Annotated in this window: 17 protein-coding genes; 11 read left to right on the top strand and 6 right to left on the bottom strand. The window is 37.8% G+C overall.

The window, feature by feature from the left end; translation table 11 throughout:
- Nucleotides 1-43: 43 nt before the first annotated feature.
- The 3 genes from AC13EX_RS22360 to AC13EX_RS22350 are packed head-to-tail and all read left to right on the top strand — an operon-like array spanning nt 44 to nt 5,802.
- Nucleotides 44-1,129 (top strand): efflux RND transporter periplasmic adaptor subunit, encoded by a 1,086-nt coding sequence (locus AC13EX_RS22360; RefSeq protein ID WP_048644182.1) that lies wholly within the window; start codon nt 44-46, stop codon nt 1,127-1,129.
- 25 nt (nt 1,130-1,154) lie between these two features.
- The gene (locus AC13EX_RS22355) at nt 1,155-4,382 is read left to right on the top strand and encodes an efflux RND transporter permease subunit (RefSeq protein WP_482894416.1); all 3,228 of its coding nucleotides are present in this window, start codon (nt 1,155-1,157) and stop codon (nt 4,380-4,382) included.
- Entirely contained in the window at nt 4,372-5,802 is a 1,431-nt protein-coding gene (locus AC13EX_RS22350) for a TolC family protein (protein WP_482894415.1), read from the top strand. The genes AC13EX_RS22355 and AC13EX_RS22350 overlap by 11 nt, the downstream gene beginning before the upstream one ends.
- A gap of 427 nt (nt 5,803-6,229) precedes the next feature.
- Here the strand turns inward: AC13EX_RS22350 and AC13EX_RS22345 are convergent, their stop codons facing one another.
- From AC13EX_RS22345 to AC13EX_RS22330, 4 genes are all read right to left on the bottom strand, one after another.
- Nucleotides 6,230-7,906 (bottom strand): SusD/RagB family nutrient-binding outer membrane lipoprotein, encoded by a 1,677-nt coding sequence (locus tag AC13EX_RS22345; RefSeq protein WP_482894414.1) that lies wholly within the window; start codon nt 7,904-7,906, stop codon nt 6,230-6,232.
- A 13-nt stretch (nt 7,907-7,919) separates the two neighbouring features.
- Nucleotides 7,920-11,591 (bottom strand): SusC/RagA family TonB-linked outer membrane protein, encoded by a 3,672-nt coding sequence (locus AC13EX_RS22340; protein WP_482894413.1) that lies wholly within the window; start codon nt 11,589-11,591, stop codon nt 7,920-7,922.
- Nucleotides 11,592-11,687: 96 nt separating this feature from the next.
- A complete protein-coding gene (locus tag AC13EX_RS22335) occupies nt 11,688-12,683 on the bottom strand; it encodes a FecR family protein (protein ID WP_048644187.1) in 996 nt (331 codons plus the stop codon).
- Between the two features lie 61 nt (nt 12,684-12,744).
- On the bottom strand, nt 12,745-13,398 hold the full coding sequence (locus AC13EX_RS22330; RefSeq protein ID WP_482894412.1) for a sigma-70 family RNA polymerase sigma factor: 654 nt from the start codon (nt 13,396-13,398) through the stop codon (nt 12,745-12,747).
- A gap of 617 nt (nt 13,399-14,015) precedes the next feature.
- On the opposite strand from AC13EX_RS22330, the gene AC13EX_RS22325 reads away from it, so the two are divergent.
- From AC13EX_RS22325 to AC13EX_RS22290, 8 genes are all read left to right on the top strand, one after another.
- The gene (locus AC13EX_RS22325) at nt 14,016-14,531 is read left to right on the top strand and encodes an RNA polymerase sigma factor (protein WP_482894411.1); all 516 of its coding nucleotides are present in this window, start codon (nt 14,016-14,018) and stop codon (nt 14,529-14,531) included.
- Nucleotides 14,512-14,946 (top strand): hypothetical protein, encoded by a 435-nt coding sequence (locus tag AC13EX_RS22320; protein ID WP_339711663.1) that lies wholly within the window; start codon nt 14,512-14,514, stop codon nt 14,944-14,946. The genes AC13EX_RS22325 and AC13EX_RS22320 overlap by 20 nt, the downstream gene beginning before the upstream one ends.
- A 34-nt stretch (nt 14,947-14,980) precedes the next feature.
- Nucleotides 14,981-15,487: a TonB-dependent receptor gene (locus tag AC13EX_RS22315; protein WP_482894410.1), complete on the top strand. Its 507-nt coding sequence runs from the start codon at nt 14,981-14,983 to the stop codon at nt 15,485-15,487.
- Nucleotides 15,488-15,898: 411 nt separating this feature from the next.
- Entirely contained in the window at nt 15,899-17,464 is a 1,566-nt protein-coding gene (locus tag AC13EX_RS22310; RefSeq protein WP_482894409.1) for an FMN-binding glutamate synthase family protein, read from the top strand.
- Between the two features lie 154 nt (nt 17,465-17,618).
- The gene (locus tag AC13EX_RS22305) at nt 17,619-18,563 is read left to right on the top strand and encodes an NAD-dependent epimerase/dehydratase family protein (protein ID WP_482894408.1); all 945 of its coding nucleotides are present in this window, start codon (nt 17,619-17,621) and stop codon (nt 18,561-18,563) included.
- Between the two features lie 176 nt (nt 18,564-18,739).
- The gene (locus tag AC13EX_RS22300) at nt 18,740-19,348 is read left to right on the top strand and encodes an alpha-ketoglutarate-dependent dioxygenase AlkB family protein (protein ID WP_482894407.1); all 609 of its coding nucleotides are present in this window, start codon (nt 18,740-18,742) and stop codon (nt 19,346-19,348) included.
- A 29-nt stretch (nt 19,349-19,377) separates the two neighbouring features.
- The gene (locus AC13EX_RS22295; RefSeq protein ID WP_482894406.1) at nt 19,378-19,791 is read left to right on the top strand and encodes a PH domain-containing protein; all 414 of its coding nucleotides are present in this window, start codon (nt 19,378-19,380) and stop codon (nt 19,789-19,791) included.
- A gap of 27 nt (nt 19,792-19,818) precedes the next feature.
- On the top strand, nt 19,819-20,145 hold the full coding sequence (locus AC13EX_RS22290) for a DMT family transporter (protein WP_048644196.1): 327 nt from the start codon (nt 19,819-19,821) through the stop codon (nt 20,143-20,145).
- Nucleotides 20,146-20,237: 92 nt separating this feature from the next.
- Here AC13EX_RS22290 and AC13EX_RS22285 read toward each other — a convergent pair whose 3' ends face one another.
- The gene (locus tag AC13EX_RS22285; RefSeq protein WP_482894405.1) at nt 20,238-21,368 is read right to left on the bottom strand and encodes a sensor histidine kinase; all 1,131 of its coding nucleotides are present in this window, start codon (nt 21,366-21,368) and stop codon (nt 20,238-20,240) included.
- Entirely contained in the window at nt 21,365-22,171 is an 807-nt protein-coding gene (locus AC13EX_RS22280) for an alpha/beta fold hydrolase (protein ID WP_482894404.1), read from the bottom strand. Before AC13EX_RS22280 ends, AC13EX_RS22285 begins: the two co-directional genes overlap by 4 nt.
- Nucleotides 22,172-22,350: the final 179 nt, after the last annotated feature.

Raw genomic sequence — 22,350 nt, 5'->3', positions numbered from 1 at the left:
GGTCATTTAATTCAATTTTTATAATAAAAAAATCAGAATCATTATGAAGAGGATATTAATTCTCATCTGTTTGGTAGGAATACTAGGCAATACAGCGTGTCAGCATAAAGAAAAAGCGGAGCATTTTGAGTCTACCTTTCGTGCCACGAGTCCAATAAAAATGGATACTGTAGTATTTCAGGAATACGTAAGCCAGGTTCACTCCATCCAACACATTGAACTCAGGGCGCTTGAAAGGGGATATTTACAGAAAGTATTTGTAGATGAGGGTCAGTTTATTAAAAAAGGGCAGCTTATGTTTCAAATAATGCCACTTATTTATGAAGCCGAAAAACAAAGAGCAGAAGCTGAAGCAGATTTTGCTGAAATTGAATTCAACAATACACAAAGCCTAGCAGACAGCAATATCGTTTCTTCAAACGAATTGGCCATGTCTCGAGCCAAATTGGCCAAAGCAACGGCCGAGTTAAATCTTGCCAAGGCACACTTGGGATTTACGGAAATCCGAGCTCCATTTGATGGTATCATGGGACGATTCCATGTTAGGTTAGGAAGTCTCTTGGACGAAGGTGAGTTATTGGCTACACTTTCTGACAACAGTAAGATGTGGATTTATTTCAATGTTCCTGAATCTCAATATTTAGATTATGCGTCTACAACAGGTTTAGAAAACATGCCTGAAGTGCAATTCAAAATGGCCAATAACAAGAACTTTAACAATAAGGGAATTATTGAGACCATTGAGGCAGATTTCAACAATGAAACAGGAAATATTGCATTTAGAGCAACTTTCCCTAATGAGGATGGATTGTTAAGACATGGTGAAACAGGTAATATTATGATGCCGATTTCTTTTAAAGACGTCTTGATCATTCCTCAAAAAGCCACTTTTGAAATTCTAGATAAAAAGTTTGTCTATATAGTCGATGATAGCAACACTTTGCGATCAAAAGAAATAACCATTGCGCACGAAATCCCTCATTTATTTATGGTAAGTGAAGGTCTGAATCCAGATGATAAAATTCTTATTGAAGGTTTGAGAAAGGTTAAAAATAACCAAGAGATCAAATATGAATTTCTTGACCAAAGAGCAATTTTATCAGATTTAAACCTGCTTCATGCAGAGTAAATTTAACCTATAAATTACTTTATACATGTTTAGCAAGTTTATACAACGGCCGGTGTTAGCGATAGCTATCTCCCTGGCCATCATATTCCTCGGAATATTAGCTATAGCGACAAGACCTATTTCTCAATTTCCAGAAATAGCCCCTCCACGAGTAAATATATTTATAGCCTATCCAGGATCTAGTGCAGATGTATTGGTTAAGTCTACATTGATCCCACTAGAAAGAGCCATTAATGGTGTGAAAGGGATGCAGTATATCATCTCTGATGCGACAAGTGCTGGAGAGGCCACTATCCAGATAATATTTGAACCTGGCACAGACCCCAATGCGGCAGTAGTCAACGTAAAGACCCGGGTGGATCAGGTCATGAACAACCTCCCGCCTCTGGTGCAAAGGGAGGGTGTAATCATTACACCTATCCAACCCAGTATGTTGATGTACGTTAACCTTTTCAGTACAGATAAAAAAGCTGATGAGAAGTTTCTATACAACTATGCCAATGTCAACATTCTACCGGAGCTTCAAAGGATAAACGGAATGGGTAGGGCCATCATACTTGGTAGCCGCCAATACGCAATGCGGGTTTGGTTAAAACCAGATAGAATGAGGGCCTATAATATTTCCACAGAGGAAGTCCTAGAAGCCATTGATGAGCAAAGTGTAATCGGAAGACCAGGTAGACTAGGACAAAGTTCAGGAAAATCGGCCCAATCTATTGAATATGTATTGACTTATAAGGGTAGGTTTAATCTCCCCGAAGAGTACGAAGACATTATTATAAAGGCTAACCCTGAAGGTGAAATATTGATGCTTAAGGATATTGCTGAGGTAGAACTTGGTAGTGAATTTTTTGATATTTATTCCAATAAAGATGGCTATCCTGCCGCCTCAATGGTATTGAAGCAAAACTTTGGTAGCAATGCCAGTAAAGTTATAGATGAGGTAAAATTAAAACTAAAAGAACTTGAGAAGGACTTTCCTCCGGGCATGTCGTATGAGATAAATTACGATGTTTCTACTTTTGTTGATGCTTCTATTGACAAGGTATTGCATACCTTAGTTGAGGCGTTTATTCTCGTTGCTTTAGTGGTATTTCTTTTCCTTGGTGATTTAAGATCCACTATTATTCCAGCCATTGCTGTCCCTGTTTCTTTGATAGGTGCCTTTGTGTTTATGCAGATGTTTGGTTTAACGATCAATATGATCACACTATTTGCACTGGTTCTGGCAATTGGTATTGTGGTGGATGATGCAATTGTGGTTGTGGAAGCTGTCCATGCCAAAATGGAAGAAGAAAACCTAAGCCCATTTAAGGCTGTAAAGAAAGTACTTGGTGAAATTAGTGGTGCCATTATAGCAATTACCTTGGTTATGACTGCGGTATTTATACCAGTAGCTTTTATGACAGGTCCGGTTGGTGTTTTTTATCGTCAATTTTCCATTACAATGGCCAGTGCCATTGTCCTATCAGGTTTAGTAGCACTTACACTTACCCCGGTATTGTGTGCGATGATCCTCAAAAACAATCATGGAAAACCTAAAAGAAAATCTCCAATTGATCTTTTCCTGGATTGGTTCAATAGAAAATTTGAGAAAATCACTGACAAATATGAAGGACTGCTTAAGCTTATTGTAAACAGAAAGGTGATCACTTATGGTATTCTAATCGCTTTTGGTTTTGGTATTTTTGCCGTCAACGAAAAACTACCTACAGGATTTATCCCTAATGAAGATCAGGGAATGATCTATGCGATTATCCAAACTCCTCCAGGATCCACTTTGGAGTTAACCAATGAGGTATCAAGAAAACTTCAGGAAATTGCTGAAGAAATCGATGGTATCCAATCTGTTTCTTCTCTGGCAGGGTATGAAATTCTTACGGAAGGTAGGGGTTCAAATGCAGGTACTTGCCTTATTAACCTCAAAAACTGGCAAGATCGACATCATTCTGTTAAAGAAATCATTGAGGAGCTAGAAGAAGAAACCAAAGATTTGGGAGCTGTAATCGAATACTTCGAACCACCAGCAGTACCGGGTTATGGCGCATCAGATGGTTTTTCTCTTAGAATGTTGGACAAAAACAGTACAGTAGATTATCAGGAATTTGATCAGGTAAATCGTGATTTTATGGAAGCGCTGAATAAGCGACCAGAATTAAGTGGCTTGTTTACTTTCTTTGCTGCCAACTACCCACAATTTGAGTTGACCATTGACAATAAACTTGCTATGCAAAAGGGGGTATCCATAGGCAAAGCCATGGAAAACCTCGATGTACTGATCGGTAGTACCTATGAGCAAGGCTTCATTAGATTTGGGAATTTCTTTAAAGTCTATACACAGGCTGCTCCGGAATACCGAAAACTTCCTTCAGACATAATGAACCTATTTATCAAAAACGAAGAAGGAGAAATGGTCCCTTACTCTGCTTTTATGAAAATGGAGAAAAAACAAGGACCAAATGAAATCACAAGGTTCAACCTTTACACTTCCTCCTCTATAAAAGGGGTACCTGCTCCAGGCTATACCAGTGGTGATGCCATTAATGCCATACAGGAGGTAGCAGCTGCAACCCTTCCTAATGGTTATGACATTGCTTGGGAAGGACTTTCCTACGATGAATCAAGACGAGGAAATGAGGCCATTTACATCTTTATTGTGGTATTGATTTTCGTTTATTTGGTATTGGCTGCTCAATATGAAAGTTTTATAATTCCTCTAGCAGTTATCCTTTCCTTACCAATAGGTGTATTCGGATCTTTTCTGATGTTAAAATTCATGGGGCTTGCCAATGATATTTATGCGCAGATTGGTTTGATCATGTTGGTTGGACTTTTGGGAAAAAATGCAGTGTTGATTGTGGAATTTGCCATTCAGAAACACCAGCAGGGATCAACTATTCTCGAAGCTGCAATCATAGGTGCAAAGGTTAGGTTCCGTCCTATTTTGATGACTTCATTTGCTTTTATTGCAGGACTTATTCCTTTGGTGATAGCTACAGGAGCTGGCGCGATAGGTAACAGAACCATAGGCTCTTCAGCCATGGGAGGAATGTTATTCGGAACTTTGTTTGGTGTGATAATCGTACCAGGACTCTACTATATATTCGGTAGTATGGCAGATGGTAGAAAACTCATTAAAGACGAAGACGAAACTCCGCTAAGTGAAGACTATGTTAGAGGTCAATCCGATGCGAGCTTACTTAAGAAACTAAAGAAATTATTGTCGAAAAAAGAACTGAAAGATGGCAAATAAATTCATAATAAATACGACAAGCCTGTTATTTTCCATGCTCCTTATATGGGGATGTAAAACACCGCAGGTGACTACGATCAATGAAAATAAGTCAGTTCCAGTTAGTTTCAACGATTCCAATGACACTACCAATAGTGCTTCCACGAATTGGAAAACCTTCTTTTCTGACCCACATTTAATACATTTAATAGATACAGCTCTGGCCAACAACCAAGAGCTGAACATTCTGCTTCAAGAGATCGCTGTAGACAACAATGAGATCTTGGCCAGGAAAGGGGAATACCTCCCTTTTGTAAATCTTGGTGCTGGTGCTGGTCTGGAGAAGGACGGAAAATACACCCGACATGGGGCTGTGGATGAAAGCTTAAACATCAGAGAAGGAAAGGCCATTCCTGAACCCTTACCTGATTTTATGTTTGGAGCATTTGCTTCCTGGGAACTGGATGTTTGGAAAAAACTTCGCAATGGAAAGAAGGCCGCTGTAACAAGGTATTTGTCAAGTATTGAAGGCAAAAATTTCATGGTTACTAACTTGATTGCTGAAATTTCAAGTTCTTATTATGAACTCATGGCACTGGACAACCTATTGGAGATTGTTCAAAAAAACATAGCCATTCAGAAGAATGCCTTGCACATAATAGAGCAACAAAAGCAGGCTGCTCAGGAAACGCAATTGGCAGTAAATCGTTTTGCTGCTCAGGTCCTCAACACAGAGAATTTACAGTACAATATAAAACAGCAGATTGTAGAAACTGAGAACAGGATAAACTTCCTAGTTGGTCGTTTTCCTCAGCCCATTAAAAGAAGCTCATCAGGTTTCAATGAAATTACAGTCAATGAAATTCATTCTGGAATTCCATCTCAATTGTTGAAAAACAGACCGGATATAAAACAAGCTGAGCTTACTTTAGCTGCAGCCAAACTTGATGTGGCTATTGCTCGTGCCAATTTTTATCCTTCATTCAGTATTGAAGCTGGTGTAGGGTTTGGGTCATTCAACCCCAAATACCTCGTCAACCCTCAATCCATATTATACAATTTAGGGGGAGAGTTAATGGCGCCATTAGTAAATAAAAACGCCATCAAAGCCACTTATAATAGTGCCAATGCGAAGCAGTTACAGGCTGTATATGGTTATGAGCAAACCATATTACAGGCTTATATAGAAGTAGCAAACCAGCTTTCTCAAATAGCCAACACAAGTAAAAGCTATGAAACCAAAGCCAAAGAAGTGGATTTGCTCAATCAATCCATTACAATTTCAAATAGTTTGTTCCGATCAGCTAGAGCCGATTATATGGAAGTTTTGCTTACCCAAAGGGAAGCTCTAGAATCCAGAATGGAGCTTATAGAAATAAAAATGAGCCAGATGAATGCCAAAGTGAACATTTACAAAGCATTAGGTGGTGGTTGGAATTAAATAAAATCATTATTTCCTAATTATAATTCAACCCGAAATATGCAATAGACAATCTATTTCGTGCTGAAATCGCTTTAAAATCAGCCACTTCGTTGCTGTTTTCAATTTCACTATAGCGATGCTATGCTAAAATCTCCAAACAGCCTGATTTTCTTGCGATTGCAACACTTCCCGTAAACACGGGACAGGCTTCACCCCTGACTATTGTCAGGACGGAGAAATCCTATTACATAATCCGGGTTAAATGTTTTTTGCAAAAAGGCCACTTGAATGCTCAAGTGGCCTTTTTGTTTTTCAAAATCAGATTTTAATCCATTAGCTTTCCTATTTAATTATCTCAGGTAATTTTTAAACCCGACATAGGCAATCTATTAAGCAATGAAATGGCTTTTAAATCAGCCACTGCATTGTTGATATCAAATTCATTTTACCAAGGTTTCCCTGAGTTCTGCAACAACCACATTTTGGCATAAGGATGATCCTTGCTTTGACCTGCAGGGATGTATTGGGTACCCTCTAGTGAAGAAATTGCCTCCTCATAATTAACCAGATAATTAGGATCCAAATTAGGAGATGGATACATATAACGCACAGGAATAGCTGCACCAAACTGGGTGACAGGACCTGCTTCAAGAATAGGGTAGCCAGTTCTCCTCCAATCAAACCATGCTTGAGGGTTTTGCCAGTTGGCTATCCATTTTTGTTCCATGATTCGTTCTTCTTTATTGGTGCTTAAAGCATAGGACACAGTTTCCTGAACATAGTAATTTTCAAAATTGAAGTTCCCAGGATTGGAAAGGATGCCATATTTCTCCATAGAAGCCCTTATCGCTTCTCTATAGTGTCCTTCAGGATCACTGGCACCAAGTCCACCTATAAGCGCCGCTTCAGCCATAAGAAACTTGACTTCACTATAAGTCATCAAATTCATTCCAACGTAATCGTCATGATTTTTTCTATACCTATCATGCAGATAGGAAATATAAGGACTCCGCTCCGGATGATAACCTTCCTCATCATTTCCCTTATTGTAAGACATGGCCTCTACAATAGGCAAGCCTACTGGTAAGCCTACATACAAATTGGTATTCACATCTACTCCTTCAGGAGCTGGTTTGAATTTAACCGTAGCCGTTTCACCGAGAACATTGGTAATCACTGAATCCTTCTCTATGGTCACCTGATCATCCCATTTGTATTGAACCGGCAATACCCAACGGTAAAGTCGAGGATCGTTGAGTCCTAAAAGCTTATCTACCAAGGGTTGCCCTGGCTTTAACAATAAATTAGGGTTAGGGCTGTTTAATGGTCCTCCTGGGGCTGCATTATTTTCATCGGTACCAAGAAAATCTACTATTGCGTCATCTGCATTGTCCCTAAATGTAAATTGAGAGGCCAAGTTGAACTCTTGCTCCACATCAATTCCTAATGCGCCCATATCTGATTTCTTGTTTATCAACCGCATGCTGTATCGCATACGCAAGGCATTGGCAAACCTCCTCCACTTTTGAGCATCACCTCCATACATTATATCGGAAGTGGCATTTACCACATCTTTAGAAGGATCCAGGTTTTGAAGCAGTGCATCAGCCTCCTTTAAGTCAACCAAAACGCCATTATAAACATTTATTTGACGATCATATTTTGGAAAAAAGACATCATTATTGGCTTGTAAAGAAGCTGAATAAGGTATATCTCCATAAAGATCGCTCATTAGTCCAAAGTGGAAGGACCGAACAATTAATGCTATTCCCTTAAAGAAATCATTGTTTTCCTCTATTGCATTTTCATAAATAACCTGGTTATTCCTAAGTATGTCGAAATAGCTGTTCCAGGATTCGTGACCCCAGCCGTAAAAATTGACAACTACCGCCCCCTCATTGGTACCTCTTTGTACATATTGCATTGCTCCTGCTATTTTGGAATTTTCATACCCTAGATTGTGGTAGGTTTTGGCTGTATTGGTCAATACATAGGTAAGGATATAATTGGAGGACACCTGCTCAGGACTATTTGGGTTGATGTTGACCTCAGAAAGGTCTTCACAAGCCCAAAAGGAGGCAATCAATCCAATACAAAGTATATTTTTTATTAATTTTTTCATGGCTATTCTTCAGTTAAAATTCAGCATTTAATTTCAGTCCCAGAGAACCTGTCCACGGCATTACATTGTAATATTCAACACCTTGGATCCATCCATTGCCCGTTTGTCTAAAAGCTCTTTCAGGATCAACTCCATTACCTGCTTCAGTCCATACGAAGAGATTGTTTCCAACAACTGAAAGTGATGCATTTCGTAGGCTAATTTTATCTAGCCATCTGGATGGAAGTTGGTAAGTGACGGCTACTTCTCTTAGCTTGACATAAGTAGCACTATAAAGGTTTCTGTCTGGAAAAGGCCTGTGTGCATACCTATAAGCCTGAAATGGGTTCAACCATTGGGTTGTTTCTCCACCCAGATTTTCTATATAGACAATATTACCTTCTGCATCTCTGCTTTCTCTTACCCCCACATTAAAGCTCGCATCTTGTTCTCTGAAATTGGCTTCATCCCCGGACCATGGAAGTCCTCCATAGGCTGCATTTCTACCTCCTATCCATTTACCGAAATACGCTTCCGGATTTTCCTTTACCTGATCCTCAATTGGTCTTCCGGCATCATAAGGTACGCCTGAAAGGGTTTCGGCTAGCATCCCATTATTGCCTAGGAACATCATTGTATTGGAATAAAACTGCCCTCCTTGCCTCCAATCAATATTTGCATATAAACTAAATTTTTTGTACCTAAAGGTTGGTTGAAAGGACAGCATGAGGTCGTGGTTAAAGTTCCCAATCTTCTTCAAATTATTCACATCCTGATCGGCCTGATACAATCCACTTCCAGTTAGTACCGGATACCCAAAATAAGCTGATTCTGGATCTTTCACCGTAAGAACTGGTCTCATATAGATATCGCCGATATCTCCACCAACATAGGTCCTTAACTCAGCTCCACTATAAGAGGTAAAATTATAATAGGTAATACCATCTGCCAATTCTTTGATGCTTGTTCGATTTCTAGAAAGATTGATATTCATGTCCCATCTGAAATCTCCAGAGATAACTGGCGTAGTGCTAAGTCCAAGTTCGAAACCGCGACTTTCTACCAAACCAGCATTGATCAACTTACTACTTGCTCCTGACTCTATAGGTAAATCAATGGGCAGCACTTGGTTTTTATTTCCTCTAACATAATAGGTCGCGTCTATACCTATTCGGTTGTTAAAAAGAGAGATATCAACACCTGCTTCAGATGAAGTAGATATTTCTGGTTTCAAAGAAGCATTTCTTAAAAGACCTCCCATGTACATGCTTTTGGCCGTTCCCCAATCTAAGGCTGTACCGAAAGTAGGGATTAGGCTATAAGGAGCAACGTCATTACCCACCTGAGCTATGCCTGCTCGGAATTTAAAAAGATCAACAAATGACGGCATGTCAACCATTTCTGATACAATTGCACTCAAAGAAACCGATGGATAAAAGTAGGATCTATTTTCAACCGGTAGCGTACTTGACCAATCGTTTCTAGCAGTGATATCGAGGTATAATTTATTTTGGTATCCAGTAGATACAGAACCATAAATACCATAAATCACTTTCCAGAATTGCTGACTATCATAAGCCACTGTGCCTGGTGCCCCATTCGCTATGGTATAAAGCATAGGGATAACCAATTGACCTGCATTATTGTCGACATGGCTGTACTTTTGTTCCATCCTATTGGCCCCAGCCAATGCTGTTATGTTCCAGTTATTATTAAAGACTTTCTGGTAATTCAGCATGAAATCCAAGTTGTTTTCTTTACTGAAATTATTCCTTATATGATACCCCCCATTGATCTGATCATAATTATTATAGGCAATTATGGCTTCTTGCTGCTCATCATATGAATCCCTCGCATAGCGAAGCATCATGCTTAAATTATTGGTCACATCATAATCAAGTTGTAGCTTACTTACCGTTCTGTTTCTTTTAAAACCAGTAGGATTTTCATTTACAACGAAATAAGGATTGTTTTGCTTTTGTTTGTATTTTCGCTGTAGTATTCCTTCAGACCCTGGCACCCAATATTGTTCCAAGTCCAAAATATTCACTTGAGGTCCAGTTTCAAAGAGACTCCTTACAGGTGAGGTTCTACCACCGTCAATAATAGGCCGGTTATCTGATCCGGATTCTGTGATATTAAAAGTAGCTGTAGCCCTTAATTTATTTGTAATATTATAATTGGTGTTGAGGCCAATAGTCAGTCTGGAAAAATCAGTATTTGGGATAATACCTTTATTTTCCATATTCCCTACGGAAAGCCTAAAACTTCCTTCATCATAATCTCCATTGACCGCAATATTGTTGGTATTGGTATATCCTGACTGAAAAAAGTCCTTAAACCGATCAGGATAAGATACAAGTGGTGCAGGCTCTCCGTCTGAATTCCACTGAACCCACTCCTCCCCTACATCGAGCTCTGGGCCCCAACTCTCATTTTCACTTTCTTCAAACACATGAGCACCACTTTTGCCAGAGGCAAATTCATTTTGTATAGGTAAGTACCGAAATGGAAAATCCATTACCACTGAGGAATTAACAGCTACTCCAATTCCTTTCCTTCCAGACCCAGACTTGGTTGTAATGAGTACCACACCATTACCAGCCCTAGAACCATATAAAGCAGCTGCACTAGGGCCTTTAAGAATTGAAACATTTTCGATATCGTTTGGATTGATGTCAGAAATAGGATTACCCATATCAGCACCTCCAAATTCATTGTTCAATTTATTAGCAACCGGTACACCGTCAATAACAAACAATGGCTGGTTGTCATTGTTGAGGGAATTGGCTCCACGAATAATGATATTAACAGAAGATCCTGCTGCTCCATCCATTTGAGAAATCTGGACTCCTGCCACTTTTCCAGCCATGGCATTCAAGACATTGTTCTGAGGAGTTTCAGTAAGGTCTCTTCCATCTACATTTCCTACAGAATAGCCTAGGGATTGTTTTTCTCTTTTCACGCCCAAGGCGGTCACCACTGCTTCTTGAAGGGATTTCATGTCTTCAAGTAAAGTAACATCAATTATCTCACGGTTTCCTACAGCAATTTCCTGCGTCTCAAACCCAATAAAAGAAAACACCAAAACTGCATTTTCTCGGTCAAATTCCAGGTTATACTTTCCATCTTGATCCGTAATAGTTCCCGTAGAAGTACCTTTTAAAAGGACTGTCACTCCAGGAAGTCCCAAGCCATCAATTTCAGAGACAACCGTTCCTTCTACCTTTTGAATAGCAAGTGCTTGATTTAAGTTTTGCTGAACATCATAATCATCAAAGTTTCGAATTTGAATGTGCTCACTGTTTTCGGCAACAAGCCTGGCCAATTCAGCCATATTATTGCCTGATTGTTTATTTTTAGGAACGATCACATAGGACCCTCCTTTTTGTTTGATAAATGAAAGTTGATAGGGACTTAGAAGTTTCAGTAGATTCTTCTCCAGCCCTTTCTCCCAATCGATGAGCGCACTGTCAACCCTAAGGTTTTGAATCATTCCATCGGCGAATAAAATATCCGCTTTATAATAAGCCTTAAGCTTATCAAGTGCGTCAGCCAAAGCTATATCGTACTGATGATTAGCCATAGGAAGATGAGTCAATTGCTTGGGCTTTAAGCCAATTGCTTCAGCCTGTGTGAGTGGTCCAGTATGCAAAAAGACGCATATTGTCCAAACCATTAGTGAAAAGGGTAAAATCTTTTTCATATAGATTTAGGGTTTAATTGATTGACTTATTGTTTTATTTAACCGGAAATAGGCAATATTTAGAATTAAGTAGCATACTATGGCGTTTGAATTTTTCTATTCATTTTCAAAAAAGCGAAAGCGTTTGTCATTAATTTCCATGGAAATACCCAATACCTGGGCTACAGCATTAGCAAATTCTTTGGCATCCTCTGAGCGAAAGGAACCTGATAGGGTGAGGTCATTAATTGAATCACCTAATATTTCTACCTCCACCCCATAATTATCATTCATTAAACTGGCGATTTCACTAAGACTGGTTTTATCAAAAACATACCGATGTTCCTTCCAAGAGGCAAACTCTTCAGGTTTTTGAACCATTTCCTTTTTTAGTTGGCCATCATTCTCCATGCGCATTTTTTCACCGGGTTGCATCAGCACTGATTCTGATCCTGAGGGACTGTGTTTGATCAATTCAACCTTTCCCGATTTTAAATGTACCTCCGTATTGTGTCGACGATTATAGACGGTGAATTCAGTTCCGTGAACCACCACGTCCAAGCCATTCATGGTTTGGACAATAAATTTGTTAACCGCATCGTGCGTCACATTAAAAGAAGCTTCACCTGACAACTGCACCTCTCTGGGATTCCCCAAAAAAGCAAATCGAGGGGTTTTCAGTTGGCTATTGGCATTTAAAAAGACTTCAGTCCCATCATTAAGGATAACTGTGGCCAATTCCCCATATCCAGTTCGGTAGGTTTTAACTGTAATTCTTTCAAAGGTGCCCAAAAAGAGTAAGCCAAACAGCGTCACTGAGGCCACTAAAAACAATTTCAAATTAGACCGTCCGGAGCTTTTCTGCTTGGAAATAATTTTATCATTTAATACAAAAGAGCTTTCACTTTTATTCTTAAAATTTAAAATGGCCTGTTCTGTATCGGTAAGGTATTGTGGGTTTTTTCTTTCCCATTCTTCTAAGTAAACATAAAACAGCTCCTCATTTTCTGGGGATTCATTCACCCAATCGTCTATCCATTTCTTTTGGATCACAGAGACGGAACCCTTAAAATAATTGAGCAATAATTCCTTTATAGTATCTTTATCTTGCATTCTTTAGCTTGTTTATTGTTTGCTGCTAAGAGCTGTTGCCCCCCATTAAAATGAAAAGCTACTAAATCAGGTGAGAAAATATTAGTGTTAAAATCAACCATTTGTCTTTTAATAAATGGCGAATGGCAATTTTCGACCTGTATAGCTGGGTTTCTACCGTCCGGATTGAAAGCCCCAAGTCCAGTGCGATTGATTTCATAGATTTACCTTCGAACTGGAACAGGAGATAAATTTTTCTCCTTTGGCTAGGTAGTGTTTCTATGGCTTTTTCAAAATCCTGATACAACTCTTCATATTGAGTAATGCTATCAGGTTGATAGATTTCAGCAATTCTAGGTTCGGGAGAACATGTCATATTTCCTTTTCTTGCCAAATCCAATTTAAGGTAATTGAAACCCCTGTTTCTCACAGCCTTAAACAAATAAGATCGAATAGAGGTAGTAATGGTTAGGAATAATTTTTGATCATAGAATTGGGCAAGTAAGTCTGATACAATATCCTGTGCTACTTCTTTAGAACCCACAAAACGCACTGCATGTGAACATAGCGGCTGATAATACTTTCTAAACACCAAATCCATACCTTTGGGAGGGTCCTTTTTTAATGCATGCCATATTAACTGTTCGTCAGTTTGTGCCTCTTGAGTAGGCTTTTGCTCCTCACTTTGCCTTAATGGCGATAAAATAGGGGACTCTTTAGATTTCGATTGTGGCATTGGTATTTGGGTTTTTATTGCCGGACTATATTAAGACAATTAAATACCCTTGTACTACTTACAAAATTCAAAAAAGATTATTCGTTTATTTAGAAATTTTACCCTCAGATAAATATTAACATTCCGTCTATGCTATTATTAACATTTGATCAATTAAAAATTATCGTAATATTATACCTTTATGTAGTGAACTAATTTTCTTTGATCACAAAACCAAAAACCTTAACATCTTAGATTCTGTCACGATTGCCACTATATTTTCGCAGGATATTCGACATTATTTAGTGATCCTTTAAATTATTCCAAGATTTGGAAATCTTGGTCCATAAAATTTCACCTATTGCACTTGATGAGGAATTACTTTATTTACAAAATAAGCAAGCTAAATAAAGACTTTGAGGTAAAGACAGCGAATATAGATTGTATCTATCGAAAAAAACAGACAACTCACTATTTAATAACATCTTATAAAAATTTAAAGCTGTATTATCTAATAATAAAATCCTTTAAAAGATATCCCATCCTTTCTTCACTAAGCCATCTCTCAATATAATAATTCAAAAAATCACTCACTTAGTTGTTATACATCGCCTAGTTTATCGTCATTAAAGTACAAGATGAAAACAAAAGAATTTCAAGAAAGGGTAATTTCAATGTCTGAGCGTTTGTACCCGATGGTCTCACGAATGTTAGGTAATACTACCAATGCAGAGGATGCTATACAAGAGATAATGATCAAGTTATGGGAGCGTCGAGGTCAAATTAAAAACCATCCCAATCTTTCAGCATTTATTTTCTTGACGGCAAGGAATTATTGCTTGGACTTGATCAAAAAGAAAAAACCTCCAGAAGATCAATATGATACTAAAACCCAGTTACTGGCTTCTGAACCTGAACATGACACCTATGAATGGCAGGAACTTAAGCGCAATATAGAGGTGGTATTGGAAGGACTTCCTGAACAACAAAAGGAAGTCATGATCATGAGAGATTTAGATGGCATGGAATTTATTGAAATTGCGGAATTGACAAAATTAAGAGTGGACCATATTAGGGTTCTTTTGTCCAGGGCGAGGCAACAAGTGGCGATAGGACTCCAAAAAACATACAGCTATGGAAAAGGGGATATTTAAAGATTTGATGAAAAAGTTTGCTGCTGGACACAGTACACTTGAAGAAGAAGCGTTTTTAATCAAAAATTCAACTGATAAAAAGTCATTAGAAACACAATGGCTAAGGTATGTAAATGGGAAAAAGAAAATTCCAGCAGCAGATCTAAATGCTAAAGTTTTGGAAGCCATTAATAAAAAAGAAAAAAAGAGCCAAAACCGAAAGCTTGTAGTTGGGTTTATGACCATCGCTGCATCCCTTCTACTCTTGTTGATTTATTTTAGACCTGAACCTATTCCAGAAACTAAAAGCCTTGCAGAAAAACAGGCCTTACTAAAAGAGGCTTTGGCTATGTTTGATAATAACAGCATAAATAAAAAGAATAAAAAAGTGCTTTATGAAGATGAAATTATCATCATTTATGCGACTTCAGAATAATTAAGACAAACTTTAACTTAAAAAATTAATCACAATGAAATCCTTCCTTTTAGTAGTCGGCCTAGCACTTGTACCATTTTCTAGCATTTTAGCACAAGAAACAAGTAAAGGTGCAAAAGAAAAGCTTGAAATCACAATTAAAGAAAGTGACAATCCAGATGTGTACATTGATGGTAAAAAATACGACCATTCCATCATAGACTTATTGGACACAGACAAAATTGCATCCGTAGATGTAATAAAAGGTGAGCGAGCAATAAGTGAATACAATGCTCCAAATGGAGTTATAATAATAAAAACAAAAGCAAAAGCCAACCAAGTAAGAATCAGAAACAGTAACGGGAATTTAGATGAGGACCAACCTTTAATCATCATTGATGGCGTTACTGCGGAAAAAGGGGATCTTGAAAAGCTTGATCCTATAGACATAGAGTCTGTAGAAGTATTGAAAGGAGAAAATGCAATGAAAAAGCACAATGCCCCAAATGGGGTGGTTTTAATCATCACAAAAGGAGCTGTAAAATCAAAGAAAAAAGAGTAAATCAAGGCCTTTGGATGAGTTGATTATTTGGGCTCCCTTTTTTATCCATGATTTATTGAACAATTCAAAGCAGGTCAGCAATGGCCTGCTTTTTTTTCTAATAAGGACTTCATCCAACTTATATTAACAAGAATGAATTTTGGTTTTTGTGTTTAGGTATTTTTTGTCCCAAAAGATTCTGGGATTACCTGATAAGCAAAAAATGTCCAAGCGTATCCCTACTCTAAAAAGTCATTGAATTGAAAAAAAAGAGTAAATTAGAAATTAATACATGTGGAAAAGCCGAGAACCTTATCAATCCCGATTACTTTATTAGTCATTTGAACTCCTTTAATAGGTGATTCGTTGTCTCCTTATACTCCATAATTGTATTAGCAATTATAATTGACTGAATTCTAATAATATCATTAAATGAAGCCAAAGCACATTTTTATCGCCTCCTCATTAGTCGCCATTATTTGTATTCCCGCTATCTATCTCTATATGCCATCCATTGTCTGGATTTTGTGGTTGGTCGTACCCATTATTGTTATAGGCTTGGTGGACATCATCCAGACCAAACATACCATTAGGAGAAATTTTCCCGTAATAGGTAATTTCAGGTACCTACTTGAAGAGATCAGACCCGAAATCATGCAGTATTTTGTGGAAACGGATACAGAAGGTAGGCCCATTAATAGAATATACCGCTCACTGATTTACCAGAGAGCTAAAAAAGTAAATGCAACAACACCATTTGGAACTCAAATGGATGTTTATGAAACGGGGTATGAATGGATGGACCACTCGATTTATGCCAATAACCATGCAGATATCCAACATGAGTCAAGAATATTGGTGGGTGGTGATGCATGTTTACAACCCTACTCCGCAAGTATTTTGAATATTTCAGCAATGAGCTTTGGGGCACTTAGTAAAAATGCTGTTTTAGCTATGAATACAGGTGCCAAAATTGGTGGCTTTGCACATAATACTGGAGAAGGAGGAATAAGCCCATATCACTTGGAACCTGGTGGGGATTTAATTTGGCAAATTGGCACAGGATACTTCGGATGTAGAACAGAGGCAGGTAATTTTTGTGAAGAGAATTTTCAAAAGAATGCTACCTTGGACAATGTGAAAATGATTGAGATTAAAATCTCTCAAGGCGCCAAACCTGGACATGGTGGAATTCTTCCCGCTTCCAAAAACACCAAAGAAATAGCAGCCATTCGCCATGTAAAGTCGCATACTGACGTTCATTCTCCACCAAAACACACTGCTTTTGAAGATGCAGAAGGATTGATGCACTTTATTCAAAAATTGAGAGATTTGTCAGGAGGAAAACCAGTAGGTTTTAAGATTTGTATTGGTAAAAAAGACGAATTTAAAGACTTATGTGAAGCAATGGTTAAACTGGGAATCAAACCTGACTTTATCTCTATCGATGGAGGTGAAGGTGGCACTGGAGCTGCACCGATTGAGTTTTCCAATTCACTAGGAATGCCTTTAAAAGATGGACTTTCTTTTGCTATCGACACCTTAAGAGGATACGACCTAAAAAAAGACATCAAAGTAATTGCCTCAGGTAAGGTTTTAAGTGGTTTTGATATTGCCAGAGTTATAGCCATGGGAGCCGACATGGTCAATAGTGCTAGGGCCATGATGATTGCCACAGGTTGTATTCAAGCCTTACAATGCAATGTCAACACTTGTCCAACAGGTGTGGCTACCCAAAACAAAAGCTTAATGGAAGGACTGGTTGTAAAAGACAAAGCCCAAAGGGTTGCCAATTTTCATGAGGAAACGGTAAAAAGTTTTATTGAATTGGTAGCAGCATCAGGTATTCGAAAAACTGAAAAATTAACCAGGCATCATATTAATCGGAGAATTGGAATGAATCAGGTTTTAAAATACAGTGAAATTTATCCTGAGGTACCAGAAGGGGTGTATTTAAAACAAGTGGAAAAGGTAACTGAAGAGAACGGAGTCGGGTAAAAAACTTACACCTATCAAACATTTCTCCTACCATATATTATTGGTCCCAAGCTTGGGAAGTAGAAATAAAGTATTAATTTCATTTAAAACATTACTATTGAAAATTAGGTAGCATTATAGTGGGATTTTAGAGGCTAAAATAAATTTTTATACTATGCAGACAATATTAGGTTCAGGCGGTGCCATAGGTACCGAATTGGCAAAGGCCCTAAAAGCATATACCTCGGATATCAGGTTAGTAAGTAGAAGCCCTAAAAAAGTCAACGATTCTGATGCATTATTTGCCGCAGACATTTTAGACACCAAAGCTTTAAAAAAAGCCATACATGGTTCTTCTATTGTATACGTTACGGTGGGTTTTACCTATAGTCATAAAGAATGGGCCGAAAAATGGGTGCCTTTTATTGAAAACGTCATTACTTTTTGTTCAGAGGAGAACTGTAAATTGGTGTTTTTTGACAATATTTATATGTACGATCCCAGTTTCCTCAATGGTATGACCGAAGAAACCCCTGTAAATCCACCAAGTAAAAAAGGAGCCGTTAGAGCCAAGGTTGCTCGAATGATTCTAGATGCCATTGCTTCAAATAAGATTCAGGCCCTTATAGCCAGATCTGCTGATTTCTATGGTCCCTCCATTTCAAACAATAGCCTTCTTACCGAAATGGTATTCAAACCATTGAGCCAAGGTAAAAAAGCAAATTGGCTGGTAAGTGATCGATATGTACACTCTTTCACCTATACTATAGACGCAGCGGTTGCTACTGCTTTATTGGGTAATACAGATACAGCGTATGGTCAGGTTTGGCATTTGCCAACTGCTTCAGCTCCTTATACAGGCAAACAGTGGATAGAACATATTTCAAAAGGATTAGGCGCAATACCAAAAATCCAACTGGCACCAAAATTCCTCATCAAGATTATGGGGATATTTAACCCCATAATGCGTGAATCTGTAGAAATGCTTTATCAATATGACAGGGATTACGTATTTGACAGTAGTAAGTTTGAAAAAGCATTTGATTATACGCCTACACCCTATGAATTGGGCATAAAAAAAATAATCGAAACTGATTACAAGCAAATTAAAGACAAATAACCAGTTACAAGCCTTACAATCAACGTCCCTAATATATAAAATGGACTTATTAAGTAATGACTTCCAAATAGGAGTTTTAGCTTTTTGCCATTACAACATAGCTTTATTAACTGTCTAGTATTTTCCAGTTACAACATAATCAAAACCTACAAATAATTCCTACCGTAAACTATGCAATGGAATTATTTGAAAGAGAAATTGAACCTGAAAAAAACCTACTTCCGTTCGATGGAATAGTAAATTATTATGGGAAAATTTTCGGACAAGAACAGGCCAATAATTTTATGTCTATTTTGATGCAATCCATTGAATGGAAAAACGATGAAGCGATTATATTTGGCAAAAAGATCATCACTAAAAGAAAAGTGGCCTGGTATGCGGAAGAAGCCTTTAATTACACCTATTCCAAAACCACAAAATCCGCCTTGCTTTGGACACCAGCATTACTTGAATTAAAAAGTAATATAGAAAAAATTGCAGGAGAAACCTTCAATTCATGTCTTCTAAACCTCTACCACAATGGAAGTGAAGGAATGGCCTGGCACAGTGATGGAGAAAAAGACTTGAAAAAAAATGGGACAATTGCTTCTCTGAGCTTTGGAGAAGAAAGAAAGTTTTCTTTTAAACACAAGGAGACTAAAATTAAAAAAGAGTTGATTTTAGAAAATGGAAGCTTGCTATTAATGAAGGGAAAAACACAAAGCAACTGGCTTCATCGCTTACCCCCATCAAAAAGAATAATAAATCCAAGAATTAACCTGACTTTTAGAACAATAGTAAAATAAAACCCGGTAATCAAAATCAATAAGCCACCATGAAGATTTTCCCCTCAAAAATAGGTCTTGAATTGGTCATCCCCATTGGTCTTTTATTCCTCGGGATTTCTTATAAAATGTATCTTGACGAAATTTGGTTGGGTTTAGTTGTCATGTTTTTGACCAGCATCTTCTTAGGTTATCTATTTACTTCCATGAAATATGGTATTGATACAAGCGACCTACATGTTTATGGATGTTTTGGTACCCATAAAAAAATCCCTATCAAAGACATTAAAAAAGTTTCTGAATCCTATAATCCCATAAGTTCAGCAGCGGCATCCATGGATCGATTGGAAATATATTATAACAAGTACGATAGTGTACTTGTCTCTCCTAAAGACAAAAAAGGATTTCTTACCAGGTTGCTAAAGCAAAATGCTAAAATTAATATTATTTACAAGAAAAAATAATTAACAAATACTCATTATAAAAATCGAATGAATTGGATCCTTTTAATCATTGCAGGTCTTTTTGAGGTTGCTTTCGCTTCTTGTTTGAGTATGGCAAAAGCTTCAACCGGTAAGGAAATGTACGGCTGGTACGGAGCCTTTCTTATTTGCCTGACCATAAGTATGGCCTTACTGATCCGCGCTACACAAAGTTTACCGATCGGAACAGCTTATGCAGTTTGGACAGGTATTGGGGCTGTAGGGACGGTTTTGGTTGGGATATTTTTCTTTAAAGAACCGGCTCATTTCTGGCGATTGTTTTTCATTTTCATGCTGATAGGCTCCATAATTGGTTTAAAGGCTGTTTCGCATTAAACATTAATTGAAGATTTAAGCTCTTTGCCAACTGGGATAAGCTTCCGACTTTATAAGTAAGGGCCATCCAATAAGTTAAAACTAAACTGGCTTCAATATTCTGGTTTTTTCCCCCTTTTAGGAAGGGTGAAAAAGAAAGTACTTCCTTTTCCAGGAGTTGATTTTGCACTGATCGTTCCGCAATGAATTTCTAGAATCCTCTTGCAGGATGCAAGTCCTATTCCTGTTCCGGGAATACTACCATGTGGGTTCAACCTTTTCATAAAAGCAAATATTTCATCCGTTGCTGATTGCTTGAATCCCATCCCATTGTCTTTGACATAAACCGTTATTTCATCTCCTTTTTCTTCATAATCTACCGAGATTACCGGGTCTGCTTCAGAACGGTATTTTATAGCATTACTAAACAGGTTTTGAAATAATCGTGTCATCTGAATATTGTCAGCCACTATTACGGGTAATGCTGGTATATTGAAGGTTACATTGTTTTCTTTCACCTCAGCTTTAATCATTTCCAGAGCTAAACCACAAACCTCATTTAACGAAACCTCTTCAAATTCATTCTCGTTTCTATCTATTTTGGAATAATCGAGCAAATCTTTGATCATAAGTTTCATCCTTTGGGTATTTTCTAAAATAAGGGAGTAATACATCTTGCCGTCGGTATCAGGGGGCAGATGACCTTCTTTTTCTAATAATCCCACCAAACTGGAAATCGTATTTAAAGGAGCTTGCAAATCATGGGAAGCTGTATAGGCGAAATGTTCCAGCCCTTCATTGACCTGTCTGAGCCGTTCGACATTTTGTTCCGCCAGTTTTCTCGCTTTTAATAACTCCACCTCATACTGTTTTCTTTGGGTAATATCCAGCACTGAGAACCTGAAAAAAGTCGCTACGCCTGAGCTATTCAAAATTTGCATCCCGTTTAGCAAAACGGGCAATTTCCTTGAGTTCTTTCCCTTAAGTTCAATGTTGATTTCAGAAATTTCTCTCTGAATATGTAGCATGGGCAATATGTGCGTTTCGAAGTAAATTTTCTCTCCCATACCCAACAAATCCTGAAAAGATTTTTGAAGTACAATTTCATTTCTTTCATAACCCAGCCACTTTAGCAATGTACCATTTATGTTGACAATTTTTCCGTCAGCACCAGTGGTCATATAACCAAAAGGAGCATTTTGGTAAAGGTCTTCAGAATCTTCTGTAAATGCTTGTTCTATCAATTTCTGTTGGCTAAATAGGATTCAATACTTGAAACAACTTGATCAGGGGCAGTCAGGTGAGGACAATGCCCTGAAGCGTTCAATAGCACATAATGACTTTCTTTAATCTGTTGATTTACAAACTCCCCTACTCTAACTGGGGCAATTACATCGGGATGGCTTTGAAGAATTAAAGTGGGTATAGACACATTTTCTAAATCCGCTCTATTGTCCCCCATAAAAGTTACCTTGGCAAAATGCTTGGCTATATTAGGATTCATCGAGCAGAAACTATTCTTTAATTCTTCGGCATATTCAGGCAATTCAGGATTGCCTATAATTATTGGCGTAATAAAACTAGACCAACCTAAATAATTACTATCCAAAGTTTCAATTAATTCATCAATATCCGCTTTGGTAAAGCCTCCAAAATAATCATCATCATTGGTGTAGCAGGGTGAAGGACCAATCAAAACCAAATCATCAAATAAATCAGGCCTTGCAGTGGCAGCCAGTATTCCGATAATACAATTTACAGAATGACCTACAAAAATAACCCTTGAAAGATTAAGTTCAACGATCATTTCAATTAGATCCTGAGCATACCCCTTTAGAGAACTGTATTTCTCAAAATCATAGGCGCTTTGATCTGAATTGCCTGAACCTACAAGGTCAAATAAAATAACCTGATAATCCTTTTCGAAAGCAGGTGTTATAAAGCGCCACATATTCTGATCACAACCATATCCATGACCAAAAACAATAGGCTGCTTACCGTTACCAATAATTTTTACGTTGTTTTTTACTATCTTATCTTCATTCATAGTATATAGCATCAATGAAATCATTTCATTTGGCACCTGATTATAGATGAATTTTATTAGGTGATTTTTGTTAAAACAGATCTACTTTTTGTTCGGGTAATAAGTCACAATTTAAGTTTCTCATTAGTATTGTTTTGAAAGATTCTTACCTGAAGCATTTACTCAAATATCCTTTCAGC

The sequence above is a fragment of the Cyclobacterium sp. L-R genome (genome assembly GCF_056859355.1).
Note: the sequence above shows the minus strand (reverse complement) of the source record. Positions and strands in the feature narration are given on the sequence as shown.